Source organism: Streptomyces sp. NPDC034103, assembly GCF_055575395.1.
Window position 1 is genome coordinate 16,072 of sequence record NZ_JBVISS010000019.1, and the last position, 18,281, is coordinate 34,352.

The 18,281-nt window shown below is 71.9% G+C and carries 17 protein-coding genes; 12 read left to right on the forward strand and 5 right to left on the reverse strand.

The genetic code is table 11. The features are described from left to right. The first annotated feature begins 187 nt into the window (after positions 1-187). The 3 genes from ACZ56U_RS34565 (at position 188) to ACZ56U_RS34575 (ending at position 3,717) form a co-directional block, all read left to right on the forward strand. On the forward strand, positions 188-1,222 hold the full coding sequence (locus ACZ56U_RS34565) for a C40 family peptidase (RefSeq protein WP_469087878.1): 1,035 nt from the start codon (positions 188-190) through the stop codon (positions 1,220-1,222). Positions 1,223-1,480: 258 nt separating this feature from the next. Further along, positions 1,481-2,494: a C40 family peptidase gene (locus ACZ56U_RS34570; RefSeq protein WP_469087879.1), complete on the forward strand. Its 1,014-nt coding sequence runs from the start codon at positions 1,481-1,483 to the stop codon at positions 2,492-2,494. A gap of 32 nt (positions 2,495-2,526) precedes the next feature. Next, positions 2,527-3,717 (forward strand): hypothetical protein, encoded by a 1,191-nt coding sequence (locus ACZ56U_RS34575; RefSeq protein WP_469087880.1) that lies wholly within the window; start codon positions 2,527-2,529, stop codon positions 3,715-3,717. Here the strand turns inward: ACZ56U_RS34575 and ACZ56U_RS34580 are convergent. Further along, complete coding sequence (locus ACZ56U_RS34580; protein ID WP_469087881.1) at positions 3,674-4,231, reverse strand: PadR family transcriptional regulator; 558 nt, start codon at positions 4,229-4,231, stop codon at positions 3,674-3,676. The genes ACZ56U_RS34575 and ACZ56U_RS34580 overlap by 44 nt on opposite strands. Positions 4,232-4,334: 103 nt before the next feature. Between ACZ56U_RS34580 and ACZ56U_RS34585 the strand changes: the two genes are divergently transcribed. Further along, a complete protein-coding gene (locus ACZ56U_RS34585) occupies positions 4,335-5,627 on the forward strand; it encodes an MATE family efflux transporter (protein WP_469087882.1) in 1,293 nt (430 codons plus the stop codon). On the opposite strand, the gene ACZ56U_RS34590 is transcribed toward ACZ56U_RS34585, so the two are convergent. After that, positions 5,588-6,823, reverse strand: a complete 1,236-nt coding sequence (locus tag ACZ56U_RS34590) for a glycosyltransferase 87 family protein (RefSeq protein WP_469087883.1) — start codon at positions 6,821-6,823, stop codon at positions 5,588-5,590. The two genes, ACZ56U_RS34585 and ACZ56U_RS34590, sit on opposite strands and share 40 nt — an antisense overlap. A gap of 144 nt (positions 6,824-6,967) precedes the next feature. Here ACZ56U_RS34590 and ACZ56U_RS34595 point away from each other — a divergent pair, with 144 nt between their 5' ends. Next, a complete protein-coding gene (locus ACZ56U_RS34595) occupies positions 6,968-8,110 on the forward strand; it encodes a glycosyltransferase family 4 protein (protein ID WP_469087884.1) in 1,143 nt (380 codons plus the stop codon). A gap of 47 nt (positions 8,111-8,157) precedes the next feature. Continuing rightward, positions 8,158-9,780, forward strand: coding sequence for a GMC oxidoreductase (locus ACZ56U_RS34600; RefSeq protein ID WP_469088016.1), 1,623 nt, complete (start codon positions 8,158-8,160; stop codon positions 9,778-9,780). Between the two features lie 19 nt (positions 9,781-9,799). Here ACZ56U_RS34600 and ACZ56U_RS34605 read toward each other — a convergent pair whose 3' ends face one another. After that, on the reverse strand, positions 9,800-11,596 hold the full coding sequence (locus tag ACZ56U_RS34605) for an AMP-dependent synthetase/ligase (protein WP_469087885.1): 1,797 nt from the start codon (positions 11,594-11,596) through the stop codon (positions 9,800-9,802). Between the two features lie 352 nt (positions 11,597-11,948). On the opposite strand from ACZ56U_RS34605, the gene ACZ56U_RS34610 reads away from it, so the two are divergent. The 6 genes from ACZ56U_RS34610 to ACZ56U_RS34635 all read left to right on the forward strand — a co-directional run bounded on the left by ACZ56U_RS34610 (position 11,949) and on the right by ACZ56U_RS34635 (position 16,910). Further along, positions 11,949-12,704 (forward strand): metallophosphoesterase family protein, encoded by a 756-nt coding sequence (locus ACZ56U_RS34610; protein WP_469087886.1) that lies wholly within the window; start codon positions 11,949-11,951, stop codon positions 12,702-12,704. A 104-nt stretch (positions 12,705-12,808) separates the two neighbouring features. After that, on the forward strand, positions 12,809-13,252 hold the full coding sequence (locus tag ACZ56U_RS34615) for an SRPBCC family protein (RefSeq protein ID WP_391229895.1): 444 nt from the start codon (positions 12,809-12,811) through the stop codon (positions 13,250-13,252). Between the two features lie 109 nt (positions 13,253-13,361). Then, positions 13,362-14,531: an ArsA family ATPase gene (locus ACZ56U_RS34620; RefSeq protein WP_469087887.1), complete on the forward strand. Its 1,170-nt coding sequence runs from the start codon at positions 13,362-13,364 to the stop codon at positions 14,529-14,531. Positions 14,532-14,588: 57 nt separating this feature from the next. Then, a complete protein-coding gene (locus ACZ56U_RS34625) occupies positions 14,589-15,074 on the forward strand; it encodes a DUF5304 domain-containing protein (protein WP_469087888.1) in 486 nt (161 codons plus the stop codon). 54 nt (positions 15,075-15,128) lie between these two features. Further along, the gene (locus ACZ56U_RS34630) at positions 15,129-16,082 is read left to right on the forward strand and encodes an ROK family glucokinase (RefSeq protein ID WP_469087889.1); all 954 of its coding nucleotides are present in this window, start codon (positions 15,129-15,131) and stop codon (positions 16,080-16,082) included. Positions 16,083-16,196: 114 nt separating this feature from the next. Continuing rightward, positions 16,197-16,910 (forward strand): endonuclease/exonuclease/phosphatase family protein, encoded by a 714-nt coding sequence (locus tag ACZ56U_RS34635; protein WP_469087890.1) that lies wholly within the window; start codon positions 16,197-16,199, stop codon positions 16,908-16,910. Positions 16,911-16,913: 3 nt separating this feature from the next. Here ACZ56U_RS34635 and ACZ56U_RS34640 read toward each other — a convergent pair whose 3' ends face one another. Together ACZ56U_RS34640 and ACZ56U_RS34645 are read right to left on the reverse strand one after the other, a co-directional pair. Beyond that, complete coding sequence (locus tag ACZ56U_RS34640) at positions 16,914-17,486, reverse strand: hypothetical protein (RefSeq protein ID WP_469087891.1); 573 nt, start codon at positions 17,484-17,486, stop codon at positions 16,914-16,916. Next, on the reverse strand, positions 17,479-18,258 hold the full coding sequence (locus tag ACZ56U_RS34645) for an alpha/beta hydrolase (protein ID WP_469088017.1): 780 nt from the start codon (positions 18,256-18,258) through the stop codon (positions 17,479-17,481). Before ACZ56U_RS34645 ends, ACZ56U_RS34640 begins: the two co-directional genes overlap by 8 nt. Positions 18,259-18,281: the final 23 nt, after the last annotated feature.

Genomic DNA, 18,281 nt, shown 5'->3' on the forward strand with positions numbered 1-18,281 from the left:
CCCGAATTGGCGCAATCGTCACGCAACGTAGGGTCAAGCGGGCATCACCGCACGTGAGTTGTGTGTAAAGAATGCAGCCTGTGACGGGTTTTTTCGCGCGAGGATTTGAACTGATCACAAGAAGGTCACTAGGGTCTGGGCTCGAACCTCCGAACGGGTGATCACTCACAAGAAGGAGCTCACCTCCGTGGCGTCCCACCGTCGACCCAAGCAGCCCAGTCGCACGCGCGTGACCGTGCTGACCACCGCTGCTGCCGCTGCCGTCGCTCTGAGCGCCAACGCCGCCAACGCCGCGCCGAGCGAGAAGCCCAGCAAGGACGAGGTCAAGTCCAAGGTCGACAAGCTCTACGAGGAGGCCGAGCAGGCCACCGAGAAGCTCAACGGCGCCAAGGAGAAGCAGGAGAAGCTCCAGAAGGAGATCTCCACGATCCAGGACAACGTCGCCCGCGGCCAGGAGGAGCTCAACGAGCTCCGGGACTCCATGGGTCTGGCGGCCGCCGCCCAGTACCGCACGGGCAGCATCGACTCCTCCCTCCAGCTCTTCCTGTCCTCGAACCCGGACGACTACCTGGACAAGGCCTCCACGGCCGACCAGCTCAGCGCCCAGCAGGTCGAGGCGCTGAAGAAGATCCAGGACAAGCAGCGCGAGCTGGCCCAGGAGCGTTCCGAGGCCTCCGAGAAGCTCAAGGACCTCTCCAGCACCCGCACCGAGCTGGCGAAGAAGAAGAAGGAAGTCCAGGGCAAGCTCGGCGAGGCGCAGAAGCTCCTCAACACCCTGACGGCCGCCGAGAAGGCCGCCATCGCCGCCGAGGAGAACCGCGCCAGCCGCTCCGCGACCGAGCGTGTGGACCTCGGCAGCACCGCCCCGGCCTCCGGCCGCGCGCTCGCCGCCTTCCAGGCCGCCCAGAGCAAGATCGGCTCGCCGTACGTCTACGGCGCCTCCGGCCCCTCCTCCTTCGACTGCTCGGGCCTGACCTCCTGGGCCTTCGCCCAGGCCGGTGTCGGCATACCCCGCACCTCGCAGGCCCAGGCCAACTACGGCACGAAGATCTACAGCCAGTCCGACCTCAAGGTCGGCGACCTGGTCATCTTCTACGGCGACCAGCACCACGTCGGCTTCTACGCCGGCAACGGCCAGGTGCTGCACGCCCCGCGCACCGGCACGGTCGTCCGCTACGAGTCGATCAACAACATGCCGTTCCAGTTCGGCGTCCGGATCTGACCCACCCCCAGGGCTCGATTCACCCTCAGGGTTCACTTCAAGATCACGACACCGCGCCGCCCGAACGGGCGAATCGCGCCGACGGGAACTGACCCCACGCCCCGCCCATGACCTGCGTCCTAGGCGGGGCGTCACTGTGTGTGCCCACGGAGGTCGTTGGTCGGCGCCCGGTCACGGGGCTACTGTCTGCCGCGTTTCCCCGAGCGACACCGCTCGGGGGAAGGTCCTTGTCCGCCAGCGGAAGGAATGCGGCTTCCCGTGGGGTTCCATCGCCGCCTTGTACCGTCCGGGTTCGACCGGGGCGCCAGTGCCGCGCTCTGTGTCCTGTCAGCCACCGCCGCGGCCCTCGGGGTCGTACCGGCGTCGGCCGCGCCGCACGACGACACCCGTGCCGAGGTGGACCGTCTCTACGAGGAGGCCGAGAAGGCCACCGAGGCCTTCAACAAGGCCGACGAGCGCGCCGACGCCCTCCGCGAGGAGGTCGGCACCGCGCGGGACCGGATCGCCCGCCAGCAGGAGCGCATCAACTCCATGCGGGAGACGCTCGGTTCGCTGGCCGGCGCCCAGTACCGCGCGGGCGGCCTCGACCCCTCCCTCGCCCTGCTCTTCTCCGACGACCCGGACGACTACCTCGACAAGGCAGCCGCCCTGGACCGGATCACCGCCCACCAGGCCGGTGAGCTGAGGGACCTCCAGGAGGCGATGCGCGAACTCACCCAGGAGCGCGCGGAGGCGACCGGGAAACTCGCCGAGCTGGACCGGAGCCGTAAGGCGGTGGCGCTGCACAAGCGGACCGTGGAGAAGAAGCTCGCCAAGGCCCGCGCGCTGCTGAACTCCCTGCCGTCCGAGGAGCGCGCCGCCTACGACCGTGCCTCCCGCTCCGGCCGCGAGGAGATGCCCGACCTCGCGGGCGCGGTCCCGCCCAACGCCCGGGCCGGTGCCGCGGTCGCCGCCGCCCGTGCCGCGCTCGGCAGGCCGTACGTCTGGGGATCCACCGGCCCCTCCGGGTTCGACTGCTCGGGCCTGATGGTGTGGTCGTACCGGCAGGCCGGGGTCTCCCTGCCGCGCACCTCGCAGGCCCAGCGCCACGCCGGACGGCAGGTCCCGCTCTCCCAGGCGCAACCCGGTGACCTGGTCACCTACCGTTCGGACGCCAGCCATGTCGGCATGTACGTGGGCAACGGCCAGGTGATCCACGCGCCCTACCCCGGCGCTCCGGTGCGCTACGACCCGGTGGGCATGATGCCGGGGGCGACGGTCACCAGGGTCTGACCTTCGCCCGTTCCCCGCCGTACGATCGGGAAGTGGCTGGTCGAGGGCGGGTGCCGATGCACGGTGTCGTGCTGCTGTGTCTGCTGCTCGTCGCCCTGGTGGGATGCGGCGGCGGACCCGCCTCCGACACCGCCCGGGCCGATGTCCAGCGGTTGCTGGACCGGCGCTCGGCCGCCGTCCTGGACCGGGACCGGGCGGCCTTCCGCAGGACGGGGGACCTGGGCTGGTTCGAGAACGCCCGGGGAGTGCCCTTCGCGGCCTGGGCCTACCGGCTGACCGAGCTGCGCCGGGACGGTGCCACGGCCACCGCCGAGGCCGAACTCAGCTACCGGATACAGGGGTACGACAACGCGCCGGTCAGCGTCGGCCGCACCCTCACCCTGAGCCTGGACGCGGGCGGCCGGTGGTACGTGGACACGGAGAAGCCCGCCGAGAAGTCCGCCGAACAGCTGTGGGACCAGGGCGAGGTGGCCGTCGTGCGCGGCGAGCACAGCCTGGTGATGGGCGCCGAGCAGTCGACCGAGGCGCTGCACTCCTACGCCGACCTCGCGGACCACGCGGTGCCGGCCGTCTCGGCGGCGTGGGGCACCGACTGGTCCCGGCATGTCGTCGTCCTGGTGCCGGACTCCCTGACGGGCATGGCGGGGCTGCTCGCGTCGCCCGCCTCCTCGTACCGCGGGATCGCGGCCGTCACCACCGGCGAGACGGGCGCCCCGGCGAGCGCGCCCGCGGACCGGATCATCGTCAACCCCGACGCGTACGGCGTCCTGGGCGATGTGGGCAAGCAGGTCGTGCTCACCCACGAGACCACCCATGTCGCCACCCGCGCCCACACCACCGCGGCCACGCCGCTGTGGCTGTCCGAGGGGTACGCCGACTTCGTGGGCTATCTCGGCTCCGGCCGCTCGCCCGTCCAGGCCGCCCCCGAGCTGTGGCGGGCCGTGCGGGACGGGCGGGTGCCCGAGGCGCTGCCCGAGGACGCCGACTTCGGGTTCAGCGGCGACGCGGCCGAGCTGGCGCGGGCCTACGAGAGCGGCTGGATGGCCTGCCGGATGGTCGCGGAGCAGTGGGGCGAGCCGAAGCTCCGGGAGTTCTACGAGGCGGTGGGCGCGCACCAGGAGCGGGCCGGGGCGGTCGAGGAGGCGTTGGAGCGGGTGCTCGACACGAACCTGGACGACTTCACCGCGCGGTGGCGGGACCACCTCCGGGTTCAGCTCGGCTGAGCCGCTCGATGGCCTCCTCCAGCCAGGTGCGTTCCGCCTGCCCGGTCGCCCGGGCCACGCGCAGCATGCCCTCGCGGAACAGATCGCCGCTGTCCTCCGCGCGGACGGGTCTGCCGCCCTCGTAGAAGAAGCTCGTCGGGGCGTCGAGGAACTCCAGGCGGCGGCGGAGCACGGCGGCCTGTTCGGCCCGGTCCGGCAGGTGCCGCAGGAACGTGAGGACCGTGTTGAAGCGGACCTGGTCGGTGATCTCGACCGGCTTGGGACGGCGCAGGCGCCCCAGGAGCTCCGCGCGGCCCTCGTCGGTGAGGGAGAGGGTGCGGCGCGGGGCCGCGCTCGCGCCGGGCTCGGTGTGCTCGTCGAGCTTGCCGGCCTTCAGCAGGCGGGTGATCGCCGGGTAGAGGGCTCCGTCGCTGACCGGGCGGACATGACCGCTGAGCGCCTTGATCCGCTCCTTCAGCTCGTAGCCGTGCAGGGGCTCTTCGGCGAGGAAGCCCAGGATCGACAGCTCCAGCACGCGGAATCCTCCTTGTGGTGGTCGTGGCGCCATGATACCTCTTATCGAGCTACCTCGTTTCGATGTAGCTCGTTTCGATGTAGCTCGTATCGAGGGGGATCGTGTGGACCGTCATCGCCAACAGCTCATCGGCCTCGCCCACCCCGTCTACTTCTCCCTCCTCGCCTCCGTCGCCGCCGGGATCATCAACACCGTCTGGGTCTCCCGCCTCGGCGGCCCGGCGGTGGCCGCCGTCGCGGTGGCGACCAACAGCGAGAACGTGCTGCTCGGCGTCGCCCTGGTCTTCGGCTCCGGGACGACCGTGCTGGTCGCGCACGCCAGGGGCGCCCGCGATCCGGGGGCCGTGCGGGCGGCCGTGCGCGGAGGCTGGGCGGTGTGCGGCGTGGTCACGCCGGTGGTCGTGGTGGGCGGGTTCCTGCTGCGCGAGCCGCTGGCCCGGCTGGTCCTCGGCGAGGGCGCGGCACTGCCCCTGGCGGTCGGGTACTTCGCGATCTCGATACCGGGCCTCGCCGTGTTCTTCGCCCAGCAGCTGGTGGACGGCATCCTCAAGGGCGCGGGGGACGCGAGAACCCCGATGCGGCTCGCGCTGCTGGCCAACGGGCTGATCCTGGTCTGCGACCCGTTCCTCATCCACCTCCACGGCGTCCGGGGCGCCGCCGCCTCGACGGTGCTGTGCCGGGGCGTGGCGCTGGGGGCGGGACTGGTGGCCGTGCGGAGGAACCCGCTGCTGCGGACCGCCGCCGGGCCCGGGATCGCCTTCCGGCGGACCCTGCGCACGGGGCTGCCCATGGCCGCCGACTTCACCGTCCGCCAGGGCGGCACGCTCGCGCTGGTGGCGATCGTGGCGCGGCTGGGGGTGACGGCGGTGGCCGGGTACGCCATCGCCTACAAGGTCATGTACGTGGCCACCATGGGCTTCTACGCGGTGCGCCAGGCGGCCTCCATCCACACCGCGCACCTGCTGGGCGCCGGACGGGACGAGCGGCGGGCCGTCGGACGGCAGACGGTGCTGCTGTCCGGGGGGTTCGCCCTGGGCGCGGCACTGCTGCTGGCCGGGACCGCGCCGTGGATCATGGCCGCCTTCGGCGCCGGACCGGGCGTGGCCCACGACGGCGCGCTGTTCCTGCGCTGCGCCGGGCCCTATCTGCTGCTCGCGGCCTGCTTCATCGCGCTCGGCGGGGTCTTCGAGGGCAGCGGCGGCGCACCGGTGCTGCTGCGGGTGACGCTGCTCGGCACGGCGGTCCAGCTGCCGCTGGCGTACGCGCTGTCGGGGTTCGGGCTGCCGGGGGTGTGTCTCGCGCTGGCCCTGTCCATGGCGGTGCAGTGCGCGGTGATCCTCCGGGTGGCGGCCCGGCGTCAGGAGGTGACCGAGGTCTCCGTGGTGCGGGCCGCCTGAGGTGGCGACGGCGTCTCGGCCCTGGCCGCCACCGTGGAGCGCCACAGCTGGAGCGCCCCGAGGACGGTGGCGGTGACCAGCAGGCCGTTGCGGAGGAACAGCAGGGTGACGCCGAGCCTGTCGCTCGCGACGACGTTGCCGAAGTAGACCGGGAACTCCAGGACCGTCACGAAGGACGCCAGCAGCACGATCAGGGCCGGCGCCCCCATCCGGCTGGCCCGGAAGCACAGACAGACGGCCGCGAGACCGATCAGCCACACCATGTACTGCGGGCTGATCACCCGGCTGGTCGTGGTGAACATCAGCACCGCCACGAAGGCCGCGTCGGCCGCGGTGTGCGCCTGGAACCGGGTCGCCGTCAGCCGCCACAGCAGCAGCCAGCCGAAGACCAGGCCGGTCAGGGCGAGGGCGGCCGTGCTGACGACGTTCACCCAGGGGCCGAGGAACTCCACCGACCCGTAGTTGAGCAGCACCTGTCCGTCCCAGCCGTACCGCCGGGCCACATGGAAGACGAGGGCGCCCAGCGACTCCACCTCGGTGCCGCGGTCGGCCTGGAAGGTCAGGAAGGCGAAGGCGCCGGGCATGGTCACCGCGAACAGCGCCGCGAGGCCGGCCGCGGTCACCGCCGCCGCCGTCCAGGTGCTCCGCCTGCGCACGGCCACCAGCAGCAGCACCGGCCACACCTTGAGCATCGCCCCGAACCCCACGAGGACGCCCGCCACCCGCGGATGCCGGGCGCCCGCGAGCAGCGCGGCGACCGCGACGGCGGTGACCATCACGTCGTAGCGGGCGTACACGGTGGGCCCGAGGAGGGGGACGCCGCCCACCCACACCCAGGCGCCGCGCAGCGAGCGGTCGGGGCGCAGGCCCGCGTGCAGGAGCAGGGACAGCACGACCAGGTCGGCCAGGCAGGCGAGGACGAAGAACGCGGTCGCGTACGGGAGGAAGGGCAGCAGCGCGGGGGAGAGGATCGCGAGGGCGGCGGCGGGCGGGTACTGCCAGGTGACGTCGTCCTGCGGGAACGTTCCGGTGCCCAGGACCTCGTACCAGCCCCGGTAGATCACCGAGACGTCGCTCGTGACGTCCGGGCCGGGGAAGACGAACACCTTGAGCACGAACAGGAGCAGCACCAGCCTCGTCAGCCCCCAGGTCACCAGCAGCCCGGCCGGAGACCGCCTCGCACCCGCAATGTCCACCGGAGCCCCTGTTCGCGTGTCGCCCGTCTTGAGATGGCCATGATGTCCCGGCCACCTGTGTGCTGGCCATTAAACGCGGCCGGGCGAGGCCGTGGGCGGGCCGTCCGACGGGTGGGGCGGGCGCTTTGGATAGGGTCGGCGGCGATGCACAAGACCCTGATCGTGACGAACGACTTCCCGCCGAGGCCGGGTGGCATCCAGGCGTTCCTGCACAACATGGCGCTGCGGCTGGACCCGGAGCGGCTCGTCGTCTACGCGTCCACCTGGAAGCGCGGCCGCGAGGGCGCCGAGGCTACGGCGGCCTTCGACGCCGAACAGCCCTTCACGGTCGTACGCGACCGTACGACGATGCTGCTGCCGACGCCCGCGGCCACGCGTACGGCCGTCGGACTGCTCAGGGAGCACGGCTGTACGTCGGTGTGGTTCGGGGCGGCCGCGCCGCTCGGGCTGATGGCGCCGGCCCTGCGCAGGGCCGGGGCGAAGCGGCTGGTGGCCACGACCCACGGGCACGAGGCGGGGTGGGCTCAGCTGCCCGCGGCCCGGCAGCTGCTGCGCCGGATCGGGGAGGGCACGGACACGATCACCTACCTCGGGGAGTACACGCGGTCGCGGATCGCCGCCGCGCTGACGCCCGAGGCGGCGTCGCGGATGGTGCAGCTGCCGCCGGGGGTGGACGAGAAGACCTTCCACCCGGGGTCGGGCGGCGAGGCGGTACGGGCGCGGCTCGGGCTGACCGACCGTCCGGTGGTGGTGTGCGTCTCGCGGCTGGTGCCGCGCAAGGGGCAGGACACGCTGATCCTGGCGATGCCGCGCGTTCTCGCCGCCGAGCCGGACGCGGTGCTGCTGATCGTCGGCGGCGGCCCGTACGAGAAGGAGCTGCGCAAGCTGGCGCGGGAGACCGGTGTCGCCGCCTCCGTCCGCTTCACCGGTTCCGTGCCGTGGTCCGAGCTGCCCGCGCACTACGGCGCCGGGGACGTCTTCGCCATGCCCTGCCGGACCCGTCGGGGCGGGCTGGACGTTGAGGGGCTCGGCATCGTGTACCTGGAGGCCTCCGCGACCGGGCTGCCCGTCGTCGCCGGGGACTCCGGTGGCGCCCCGGACGCGGTGCTGGACGGGGAGACCGGCTGGGTGGTGCGGGGCGGCTCGGTGGCGGAGACGGCCGAGCGGGTCGTCGTCCTTCTCGGCGACGCGGAACTGCGGAGCCGGATGGGGCAGCGGGGGCGGGAGTGGGTCGAGGAGAAGTGGCGGTGGGACCTGTTGGCGGAAAAGCTGAAGGCGTTGCTATAGCCGGACGCGGATAATCCGCCGATGCTGCGTCCATGACAGCACAACTGATGCAGCGTCAGCTGACGAGACGTCAAATCCTGGGCATGGCCGCCCTCCAGACGGCCGCCGCCTCGGGTCTCACCCGCATCGGTCTCCAGTCGGCACAGGCCGTCGAACCGGCCGCCGTCGACAACGCGCCCGCCATCGTGGTCGGTTCGGGCTACGGCGCCGCCGTCGCCGCCCTCCGTCTCGGCCAGGCCGGCATCCGCACCATCATGATCGAGATGGGCCGGCTCTGGAACACCCCCGGCCCCGACGGCAAGGTCTTCTGCTCCACCGCCCGTCCGGACCAGCGCTCCATGTGGTTCCGCACCCGCACCGAGGCACCGCTGGCCACCTTCCTGTGGCTGGACATCGTCAACAAGGACATCAGCCCCTACCCCGGCGTCCTGGACCGGGTGCGCTTCGCCAACATGTCGGTCTTCGTCGGCCGCGGCGTCGGCGGCGGCTCCCTGGTGAACGGCGGCATGGCGGTGACCCCGCGGAAGTCGTACTTCGCCGAGCAGTTCCCCGCCGTCGACGCCGACGAGATGTACGGCACCTGGTTCCCGCGCGCCAACTCCATGCTCGGCGTCAACACCGTCGACCCCGCCTGGTTCGAGTCGACGGAGTGGTACCGCTTCTCGCGAATCTCCCGCAAGCACGCCCAGAACACCGGCCTGCGGACCACGTTCGTGCCCAGCACCTACGACTTCGCCTACATGCAGAAGGAGGCCGCCGGCACCGCCACCAGGTCCGCGCTCGCCCAGGAGGTCATCTACGGCAACAACCACGGCAAGCGCAGCCTCGACAAGACCTACCTCGCCTCGGCGCTCGGCACCGGCAACGTCACCATCCACACGATGGAGCGGGTGCGGGCCGTCAGCCGGGCGAGCGACGGGACCTACGTCCTGACCGCCGACCGCGTCGACGTCACCGGCACGGTCGTCGAGACCAAGCAGTACCAGTGCACCTACCTCTTCCTCGGCGCAGGCAGCCTCGGTACCACCGAACTCCTCGTCCGGGCCCGGGAGACGGGCACCCTGCCCGCCCTGGACGCGAGCGTCGGCGCCGGCTGGGGGCCCAACGGCAACACCATGCTCGGCCGGGCCAACCACCTGTGGGACACCGTCGGGGCGAACCAGTCGACCATGCCGGTCATGGGCATCGACGACTGGGCGAACACCGCCAACCCCGTCTTCGCCGAGATCGCTCCCCTGCCCATGGGACTGGAGCACTGGGTCAGCCTCTACCTGGCGATCACCAAGAACCCCTCGCGCGCGACCTTCTCGTACGACAGCGCCACCGATGGGGTGAAGCTCGGCTGGACCGCCGCGCAGAGCGCCGTGTCGTCGGGCATGGCCAAGAAGTTGTTCGACCGGGTCAACGCGGCGAACGCCACGATCTACCGCTACGACCTGTTCGGCTCGTCCGACAAGGTCTTCGCCGACGACTTCACCTACCACCCGCTGGGCGGCTGTGTGCTGGGCAGGGCGACCGACAACTACGGGAGGGTGAAGGGGTATTCGAAGCTGTACGTCACCGACGGCTCGCTCGTGCCCGGGTCGATCGGTGTGAACCCGTTCGTCACGATCACCGCGCTCGCCGAACGGACGATGGCGCGGGTCCTCGTGGAGGACACCGCGCCATGACACTCCGTCAGGGAGCCTGCTACTTCTGGTAGATCGCCTCGATCTCGTCCGCGTAGTCCTTCGCCACCACGTTCCGCTTGAGCTTCAGCGACGGCGTCAGGTGGCCCGAGTCCTCCGTGAACTGGGAGGAGAGAATGCGGAACTTCCGCACCGATTCCGCTTTCGACACCGCGGCGTTGCCGTCGTCGATCGCGGCCTGGACCGCCGCGTTCAGGTCCGGGTCGTCGACCAGCGACGCCGCGGTGACACCCGCCGGCTTGCCGTGCTCGGCGGCCCACCGGCCCAGGAACTCCTCGTCGATGGTGACCAGCGCGCCCACGAACGGCCGCCCGTCGCCCACCACCATGCACTCCGCGACCAGCGCGTGCGCGCGGATGCGGTCCTCGATGACCGCCGGGGCGACGTTCTTGCCGCCCGCGGTGACGATGATCTCCTTCTTGCGGCCGGTGATCCTGAGGTAGCCGTCCTCGTCGAGGGTGCCGATGTCACCGGTGTGGAACCAGCCGTCGGCCAGCGCCTCCTCGGTGGCGCCCGGGTTGTTCCAGTAGCCGGTGAACAGGTGCTCGCCGTGCAGCAGGACCTCGCCGTCGTCGGCGATGCGGACCACCGAACCCGGCAGCGGCTGACCGACCGTGCCGATCTTCTGCCGGTCCCAGGGGTTGAAGGCGGTCGCCGCACAGGACTCGGTCAGGCCGTAGCCCTCCAGGACCGTGAAGCCGATGCCGCGGAAGAAGTGACCGAGGCGCTCACCGAGCGGGGCACCGCCGGAGATGGCGTACTCGCCCTTGCCGCCGAGGACCGCGCGCAGCTTGCTGTAGACCAGCTTGTCGAAGGTCTTGTGCTTGATCTTCAGGCCGAGGGACGGGCCCGAGGGGGTGTCCAGGGCCTTGCTGTAGGCGATGGCGGTGTCCGCGGCCTTGTCGAAGATCTTGCCCTTGCCGTCCGCCTGCGCCTTGGCGCGCGCCGAGTTGTAGACCTTCTCGAAGACGCGCGGGACGCCCAGGATCAGGGTCGGCCGGAAGGAGGCCAGCTCGTCGGTGAGGTTCTTGATGTCCGGGACGGTGCCCAGCTTGATCGGCGCCATCATGGGCGCGACCTGGACGAGCCGGCCGAAGACGTGGGCGAGCGGGAGGAAGAGCAGCACCGAGCACTCGCCGGTGCGGAACAGCGGCCGCAGGCGCTCCACGACGTTGCCGCACTCCGCGAAGAAGCTGCGGTGGGTGAGCACACAGCCCTTGGGGCGGCCGGTGGTCCCGGAGGTGTAGACGATGGTCGCCGGGTCGTCGGCCTTGGCGAGCGAGCCGCGCTCCTCGACGGCGGCGTCGGTGATGTCGGCGCCGAGGCGGCCCAGCTCCTCCACGCCCCCGGCCTCGATCTGCCAGACGTGCTTGAGGGCCGGCAGGGTGGCGCGCACCGACTCGACGGCGGCGGCGTGGCCGTCCAGCTCGACGATCATGGCGGTGGCGCCCGAGTCGGACAGGATCCACTGGACCTGCTCCGGCGAGCTGGTCTCGTACACCGGCACGGTGACGGCGCCCGCGCACCAGATCGCGAAGTCGAGCAGCGTCCACTCGTAGCGGGTGCGGGACATCAGGCCGACGCGGTCGCCGGGCTGGACACCGGAGGCGATCAGCCCCTTGGCGGCGGCGTGCACCTCGGCCAGGAAGGTCGTGGCGGTCACGTCCTGCCAGGCGCCGCCCACCTTGCGGGCGATCACGGCGACGTCGGGATGCTGCGCGGCGTTTCTACGGACGATGTCCGTGAGGTTGCCGTCCGCAGGGACCTCGTACAAAGCCGGAAGGCTGAACTCGCGCAAGACTGCTGCTCCTCATAGGGCGCCGGCGCCACGACGTTGTGCGATGCGACGGTGCGGTCCAAGGCTCGGGCAGGTGCTCGGGGCCCAGCGGTTGCGACCACTGGTTGAAATCCTGAGCACGACTGGACTGCCCGGACGTTACCCGCCGGTATGGCGTCTCCGACAGGGGGGCCCGGCGAGATGTTCGCTGCGTCACACAGATTTGGGGTCTTTCTCGCGCACAGTAGTCCACGCATTTGATGACTAGCCAGTAACCGCAGGTCCCGCCGCCACTGTTCACGTATGCCGCACGGGCCTACCCTTGATCGCCATGGCACCCACACCGGCCGGTAACCGGAGGACACGCGTACATGTGGTCAGCGACGTACACGGCAACGCCCGTGACCTGGCCAGAGCCGGCGAGGGCGCGGACGCCCTGATCTGCCTGGGGGACCTGGTCCTCTTCCTCGACTACGCCGACCACTCGCGCGGCATCTTCCCCGACCTGTTCGGGGTGGAGAACGCCGACCGCATCGTGGAACTGCGCACCGCCCGCCGCTACGAGGAGGCCCGGGAGTTCGGCGCCCGGCTGTGGGCGGGCATCGGCACCGACCGGGCGGCGGCCATCGAGAAGGCGGTGCGCAGCCAGTACGCCGAGCTGTTCGCCGCGTTCCCGACCCCGACGTACGCCACCTACGGCAATGTCGACATGCCGTCTCTGTGGTCCGAGTACGCCGGACCGGGCACGACCGTGCTGGACGGGGAGCGGGTGGAGATCGGGGGCCGGACCTTCGGCTTCGTCGGCGGCGGCCTGCGCACGCCCATGCGCACCCCGTACGAGATCAGCGACGAGGAGTACGCGGCGAAGATCGAGGCCGTAGGCGAGGTCGACGTGCTGTGCACCCACATCCCGCCGGAGGTCCCGGAGCTGGTCTACGACACCGTCGCGCGCCGCTTCGAGCGCGGCAGCCGGGCGCTGCTGGCGGCGATCCACCGCACCCGGCCGCGCTACGCGCTGTTCGGCCACGTCCACCAGCCGCTCGCGCGCCGGATGCGGATCGGTGCGACCGAGTGCGTCAACGTCGGCCACTTCGCCGGGAGCGGCAGGCCGTGGGCCCTGGAATGGTGAGCGGGCGGTGAAGTCGGGTGCTCACGTGCGCGGTAGCCTTCACGCTGCACACACGTGGGCAGGACGACTTGCCCTACCGGCCCGCATCTGGAGGAGCCACCGCGATGGCGGAACACACCAGCTCGAGCATCACGATCGAGGCGGCACCGGCCGACGTCATGGCGGTGATCGCCGACTTCGCCCGCTACCCGGACTGGACCGGCGAGGTGAAGGAGGCGGAGATCCTCTCGACCGACGCCCAGGGGCGTGCGGAACAGGTGCGGCTCGTCATGGACGCCGGGGCCATCAAGGACGACCAGGTTCTCGGCTACACCTGGACCGGTGACAACGAGGTCTCCTGGACGCTGGTGAAGTCCCAGATGCTGCGCTCGCTCGACGGCTCCTACATCCTGAAGCCGGCCGGCGCCGGGGCCACCGAGGTGACCTACGTCCTGACCGTGGACGTCAAGATCCCGATGCTCGGCATGATCAAGCGGAAGGCCGAGAAGGTCATCATCGACCGGGCGCTGGCCGGGCTGAAGAAGCGCGTGGAGTCGGGGCCGAAGTAACCGAGCGGCACCCGGGGCCGGGGCCGAGGTGGCCGAACCGGCGCGCGGGGGCCGGGAGCGAGGCGGCGACGGCGCCGGAGGGCGACGCGGAGAGTTACCGTTCACTCCTATGCGCACCCTCCTGATCACCGGTCCCGGCGGTGCCGGTCGTACGACCCTCGCCGCCGCCACCGCCCTCACCGCCGCCCGTGACGGCGTCCGCACTCTCGTCCTGAGTGCCGACCGCACCGACACCCTCGGCGCGGTACTGGGCGCGGCCACCGGACCGGTGCCCGTGGAGGTCCGGGACCAGCTCACCGCCTGGCGTCCCGACGCCGCCGCCGGATTCCGGGACGACCTCACCGCCTTCCAGCAGCGCGCGTCCTCCGTGCTCGACCTCCTGGGGGCCTCCCGGCTGGACCCGGAGGAGGTCACCCCCCTCCCCGGCGCCGAGGAGCTCACACTGCTGCGCGCCCTGCGCGACGCCGCCCTCTCCGAGCGCCACGACCTGCTCGTCGTCGACCTCCCGCCCACGCCGCAGGCGCTCGCCCTGCTCGCCCTGCCCGAGGAGCTCCGCCGGTACCTGCGACGGCTGCTCCCGGCCGAACGGCAGGCGGCCCGCGCCCTGCGCCCCGTCCTCGGCCGGCTCGCCGGGGTGCCGATGCCCTCGGAGTGGCTGTACGAGACCGCCGCCCGCTGGGACAGGGAACTGGCCGCCGTCGAGGCCGTCGTCACGGACCGCGACACCGTCGTACGGCTGGTCGCGGAGCCCGGACCCGGCGGCGCCGACGCCGTGCGCGCCGCGTCCCTCGCCCTCGCCCTGCGCGGACTGCGCCCCGACCACGTCGTCGCCAACCGCGTCCTGCCCGAGGCCGTCGCCGACACCTGGCTCGCCGGCCTCGTCGCCCAGCAGCGCAAGACACTGGAGGAGTGGACCGAGACGTACGACGTCGTACCCGTCGCCCATCTCGGCCGGGACCCGCGGGGCACCGACGACCTCGCCGCGCTCGCCGTGCCGGGGGCGCCGACCGGGTCCTCCCGTAACGAGTGGCCGGTGCGGGACCAGCTCGCCGACGACGGCGTCCTCGTCTGGCACATCCCCCTGCCCGGCGCGCTGCGCGACGAGCTGGACCTGATCCGGCGCGGCGACGAACTCGTGCTCACCGCCGGGCGGTTCCGTCGGGTCGTGCCCCTCCCGTCCGCCCTGCGGCGCTGCACCGTCGCCGGTGCGGGCCTGCGCGACGGACAGCTGCGTGTCCGGTTCACGCCGGACCCGGATCTCTGGCCACGGACCCGGTGAACCCGGTGCGCCCGTTCGGGTAACGTCGTAGAGACGAACCGCAGTCAGGAGTCCGTCATGAGCGAAGAGCTCCCCCCGTCAGAGGCCGCCCGTCGTGAGGCTGCCGACGAGGTGCGGGCGACCGACGCCGACGCCTGGGCGACGGCGTGTGCCGAAGACCTCGCGGCGGAGAAGGCCCGCCGCCGCACCGAGAACGGCCCGCCCCCGGGCTCGGCCGCCGAGGAACTGCGCAAGCTCGTCGACGCCGTCACCGACAAACTGTCGTCGATCCAGTCACCCCTGTTCGGCGCGGTCGCCGGGCCCGCCGCCCAGCAGGTGGTCCACCAGGTCGTCCAGCAGGCCAGGGCCGCCGTCGAACCCGTCATCGAACGCAACCCGGACGTCTTCGACCACCTCGCGGCGGCGGGCAACGAACTGCTCGCCGCGTACCGCTCCGCGGTCCAGGCCCAGGAACAGCGCTGGACGACCCGGGACAAGCCGTCCCGCGACCCGGAGGACCGGGGCGAGGACCCCGGCCCCGGGGAGCGGATCGACCTGGACTAGAGCCCCCTCCGGTACGGTGGGCCGTAGCGGGGCTCGACCGAAACTGAGGGATTCATGGGACTCACCATCGGCGTCGACATCGGCGGCACGAAGATCGCGGCCGGCGTGGTCGATGAGGAAGGCAACATCCTCTCGACCCACAAGGTGCCGACCCCGGGTACGCCCGAGGGCATCGTGGACGCCATCGCCTCCGCGGTGGACGGGGCGCGCGCCGGGCACGAGATCGTGGGCGTGGGCATCGGCGCGGCCGGTTACGTCAACCGGCAGCGCTCCGAGGTGTACTTCGCGCCGAACATCGACTGGCGCAACGAACCGCTGAAGGACAAGGTCGAGGCCCGCGTCGACCTTCCCGTCATCGTCGAGAACGACGCCAACGCGGCCGCGTGGGGCGAGTACAAGTTCGGCGCCGGCAAGGGCCACCGCAACGTCATCTGCATCACCCTCGGCACCGGCCTCGGCGGCGGCATCATCATCGGCAACAAGCTGCGCCGCGGGCACTTCGGTGTCGCCGCCGAGTTCGGCCACATCCGCATGGTGCCGGACGGCCTGCTGTGCGGCTGCGGCTCCCAGGGCTGCTGGGAGCAGTACGCCTCGGGGCGGGCCCTGGTGCGGTACGCCAAGCAGCGCGCCAACGCCACCCCGGAGAACGCCGAGCTCCTGCTGAGCCTCGGCGACGGCTCCCCGGACGGCATCGAGGGCAAGCACATCTCCATGGCCGCCCGCCAGGGCGACCCGGTCGCCGTGGACTCCTACCGCGAGCTCGCCCGCTGGGCCGGTGCCGGCCTCGCCGACCTCGCCTCCCTCTTCGACCCGTCCGCCTTCATCGTCGGCGGCGGTCTCTCGGACGAGGGCGAGCTGGTCCTGGACCCGATCCGCAAGTCCTACAAGCGCTGGCTGGTCGGCGGCAACTGGCGCCCCGTGGCCGACGTGATCGCCGCCCGGCTGGGCAACAAGGCGGGCCTGGTGGGCGCGGCGGACCTGGCGAGGGAACCCGACCCGATCATGTGAGCACGGGGCACTTCGACCCACCCAGGGGCGCGGGGAACCGCGCGACCGGCCGCAACGCACCGGCCGTCGCGCGCACACCTCGCGCCCCGAGCGCTGAGGCGCAAAAATCACCCCATGGCACCCGACGATTCCTCCCTCGTCCGCGTCCTCAGCTACAACATCCGCTCCATGCGGGACGACACCGACGCACTGGCCGAGGTCATCCGCGCCTGCGCACCGGACCTCGTCCTCGTCCAGGAAGCCCCCCGCTTCTTCCGCTGGCGCAAGAAACTCGCCCGCCTGGCCGGCGCGGCGGACCTCGTGATCCTCTCCGGCGGCGCCACGGCGGCCGGACCCGCGATCCTGTGCGACCTGCGGGCCACGGTCGAACGCACCGAGGACGTCCTGCTGCCGCTCACGCCCGGACAGCACCGCCGCGGCTTCGCCACCGCGGTCGTCCGCTTCGGCCGTGCCCGGCTCGGCGTCCTGAGCTGCCACCTCAGCCTCCACAAGGACGAGCGCCACGAACAGGGCGGCATGCTCCTCGACCGGCTGGCCGGCATGGGAGTCGAGCACGCCGTCGCGGGCGGCGACCTCAACGAGGGCCCCGGCGGCCGCACCTTCCGCCGGCTCTCGGACAACCTCCAGGACTGCTGGGCCACGGCCCCCTGGGGCGGCGAGCACACCTGGACGCACACCGAGCCCCCTCGCCGGATCGACGCGATCTTCGCCACGAAAGGCATCGAGGTGCTGCGCTGCGGTGTCCCGCAGGACGTCCCCGAGACACAGCTGAGGGCGGCCACCGACCATCTGCCGGTCCTGGCCACCCTCAGAATCCCCGCGAGCTGAGCCTCAGACGACCGCCCCGCGGCCCGGGTCGTCCTCGTCCTCGTCGTCCGTCCGCATCCGCGCCACCAGCGTCGCGAACCCGCCGAGGAAGCCGCCGATGCCGACGGTCGCCAGCCACCAGGTCATGTCCCAGCGCAGCAGTATCGCCAGCAGGAGCAGCAACGGGCCGCCCAGCACCGCGAGCCAGGCGAACTTCGCGGTGGTGTCCGCGGTCGGCAGCGGCGGCGGCTCCGGCGGGACGAAGTGGCCCTCGTCCTCCTCGTCGAAGTCCTCCTCGGCCGGCTCGGCGGGCGCGTAGTCACGCGGGCCGACACCGGGCGCGAAGGAGACCGAGCTGCCCAGCGGCTTGGCCGAGGCGGGCTTCTCCTGCTCGTCCTCCTGCTCCGGCTTCTCGTCGTTGGTCTCCGGCTCCAGGAGCGCCAGGTCCTCCACCGACTTGAACGGCTTCGCACCCGGCGGGTCCGGCGGCTCCTCGCCGTACCCGGCGACGATCGCCGCCCAGGCCGCCGCCTCGTCGAAGGGGACGCCCCGCTCTTCGGGCTCACGGTCCTCGCGGTCGGAGTCGTGCTCAGCCACGTGCGGCCGTCCCTTCCTTGCCGATACCGGTCGCGAGCCGGCCGATGAAGGCGAAGCTCTCCTCGAAGACGCGCTCCGCGTCATGGTCCAACGTCGCCACGTGGTAGCTCTGTTCCAGCACGATCTCCGATACGTCCGTCGAGGACACCCGGCTCAGCACGCGCGCGGAGTCGGCCGCGGGCACCACATGGTCCGTCGCGCTGCGCAGGACCAGCAGCGGCTGGGTGACCTGCGGGAGCTCACCGTCGACCAGCCGGAAGAACTGCCGCAGCGAGTGCGCGGCGTGCAGCGGCACCCGGGTGTACCCCAGCTCGTGGGCGCCTTCCTTGGCGATGTCGTCGGCGATCCCCGGCGTCGTCCGCAGCAGATGCCGGACCACCGGAAGGGCGTACGGCGCGAGGCCGTGCATCCGGTTCGCCGGGTTGACGACCACCACACCGCTCACCGCGTCGCCGTGCTTGGCGGCCAGCCGCAGGGCCAGGGCACCGCCCATGGACAGCCCCGCCACGAAGACCCTGGTGCAGCGCTCGCGCAGGGCACGCAGCTCGCGGTCCACCTCGGCGTACCAGTCCTGCCAGCCGGTGAGCGCCATGTCCTCCCAGCGGGTGCCGTGTCCCGGAAGGAGGGGCAGCGACACGGTCAGACCCCGCTCGGCGAGGTACTCCGCCCAGGGGCGCAGCGACTGCGGGGAACCGGTGAAGCCGTGACAGAGGAGGACCGCCGTCTCGCCGCCCTCGTGGCGGAACGGCTCGGCTCCAGGGAGGACCGGCACCTTCGGTCTCCTGTTCATGAGAA

Coding starts and splice junctions, on each gene's coding strand:
- ACZ56U_RS34595 (WP_469087884.1), top strand. CDS start 6,968: ATGCACAAGACCCTGATCGTGACGAACGACTTCCCGCCGAGGCCGGGT.
- ACZ56U_RS34600 (WP_469088016.1), top strand. CDS start 8,158: ATGCAGCGTCAGCTGACGAGACGTCAAATCCTGGGCATGGCCGCCCTC.
- ACZ56U_RS34615 (WP_391229895.1), top strand. CDS start 12,809: ATGGCGGAACACACCAGCTCGAGCATCACGATCGAGGCGGCACCGGCC.
- ACZ56U_RS34620 (WP_469087887.1), top strand. CDS start 13,362: ATGCGCACCCTCCTGATCACCGGTCCCGGCGGTGCCGGTCGTACGACC.
- ACZ56U_RS34625 (WP_469087888.1), top strand. CDS start 14,589: ATGAGCGAAGAGCTCCCCCCGTCAGAGGCCGCCCGTCGTGAGGCTGCC.
- ACZ56U_RS34630 (WP_469087889.1), top strand. CDS start 15,129: ATGGGACTCACCATCGGCGTCGACATCGGCGGCACGAAGATCGCGGCC.
- ACZ56U_RS34635 (WP_469087890.1), top strand. CDS start 16,197: ATGGCACCCGACGATTCCTCCCTCGTCCGCGTCCTCAGCTACAACATC.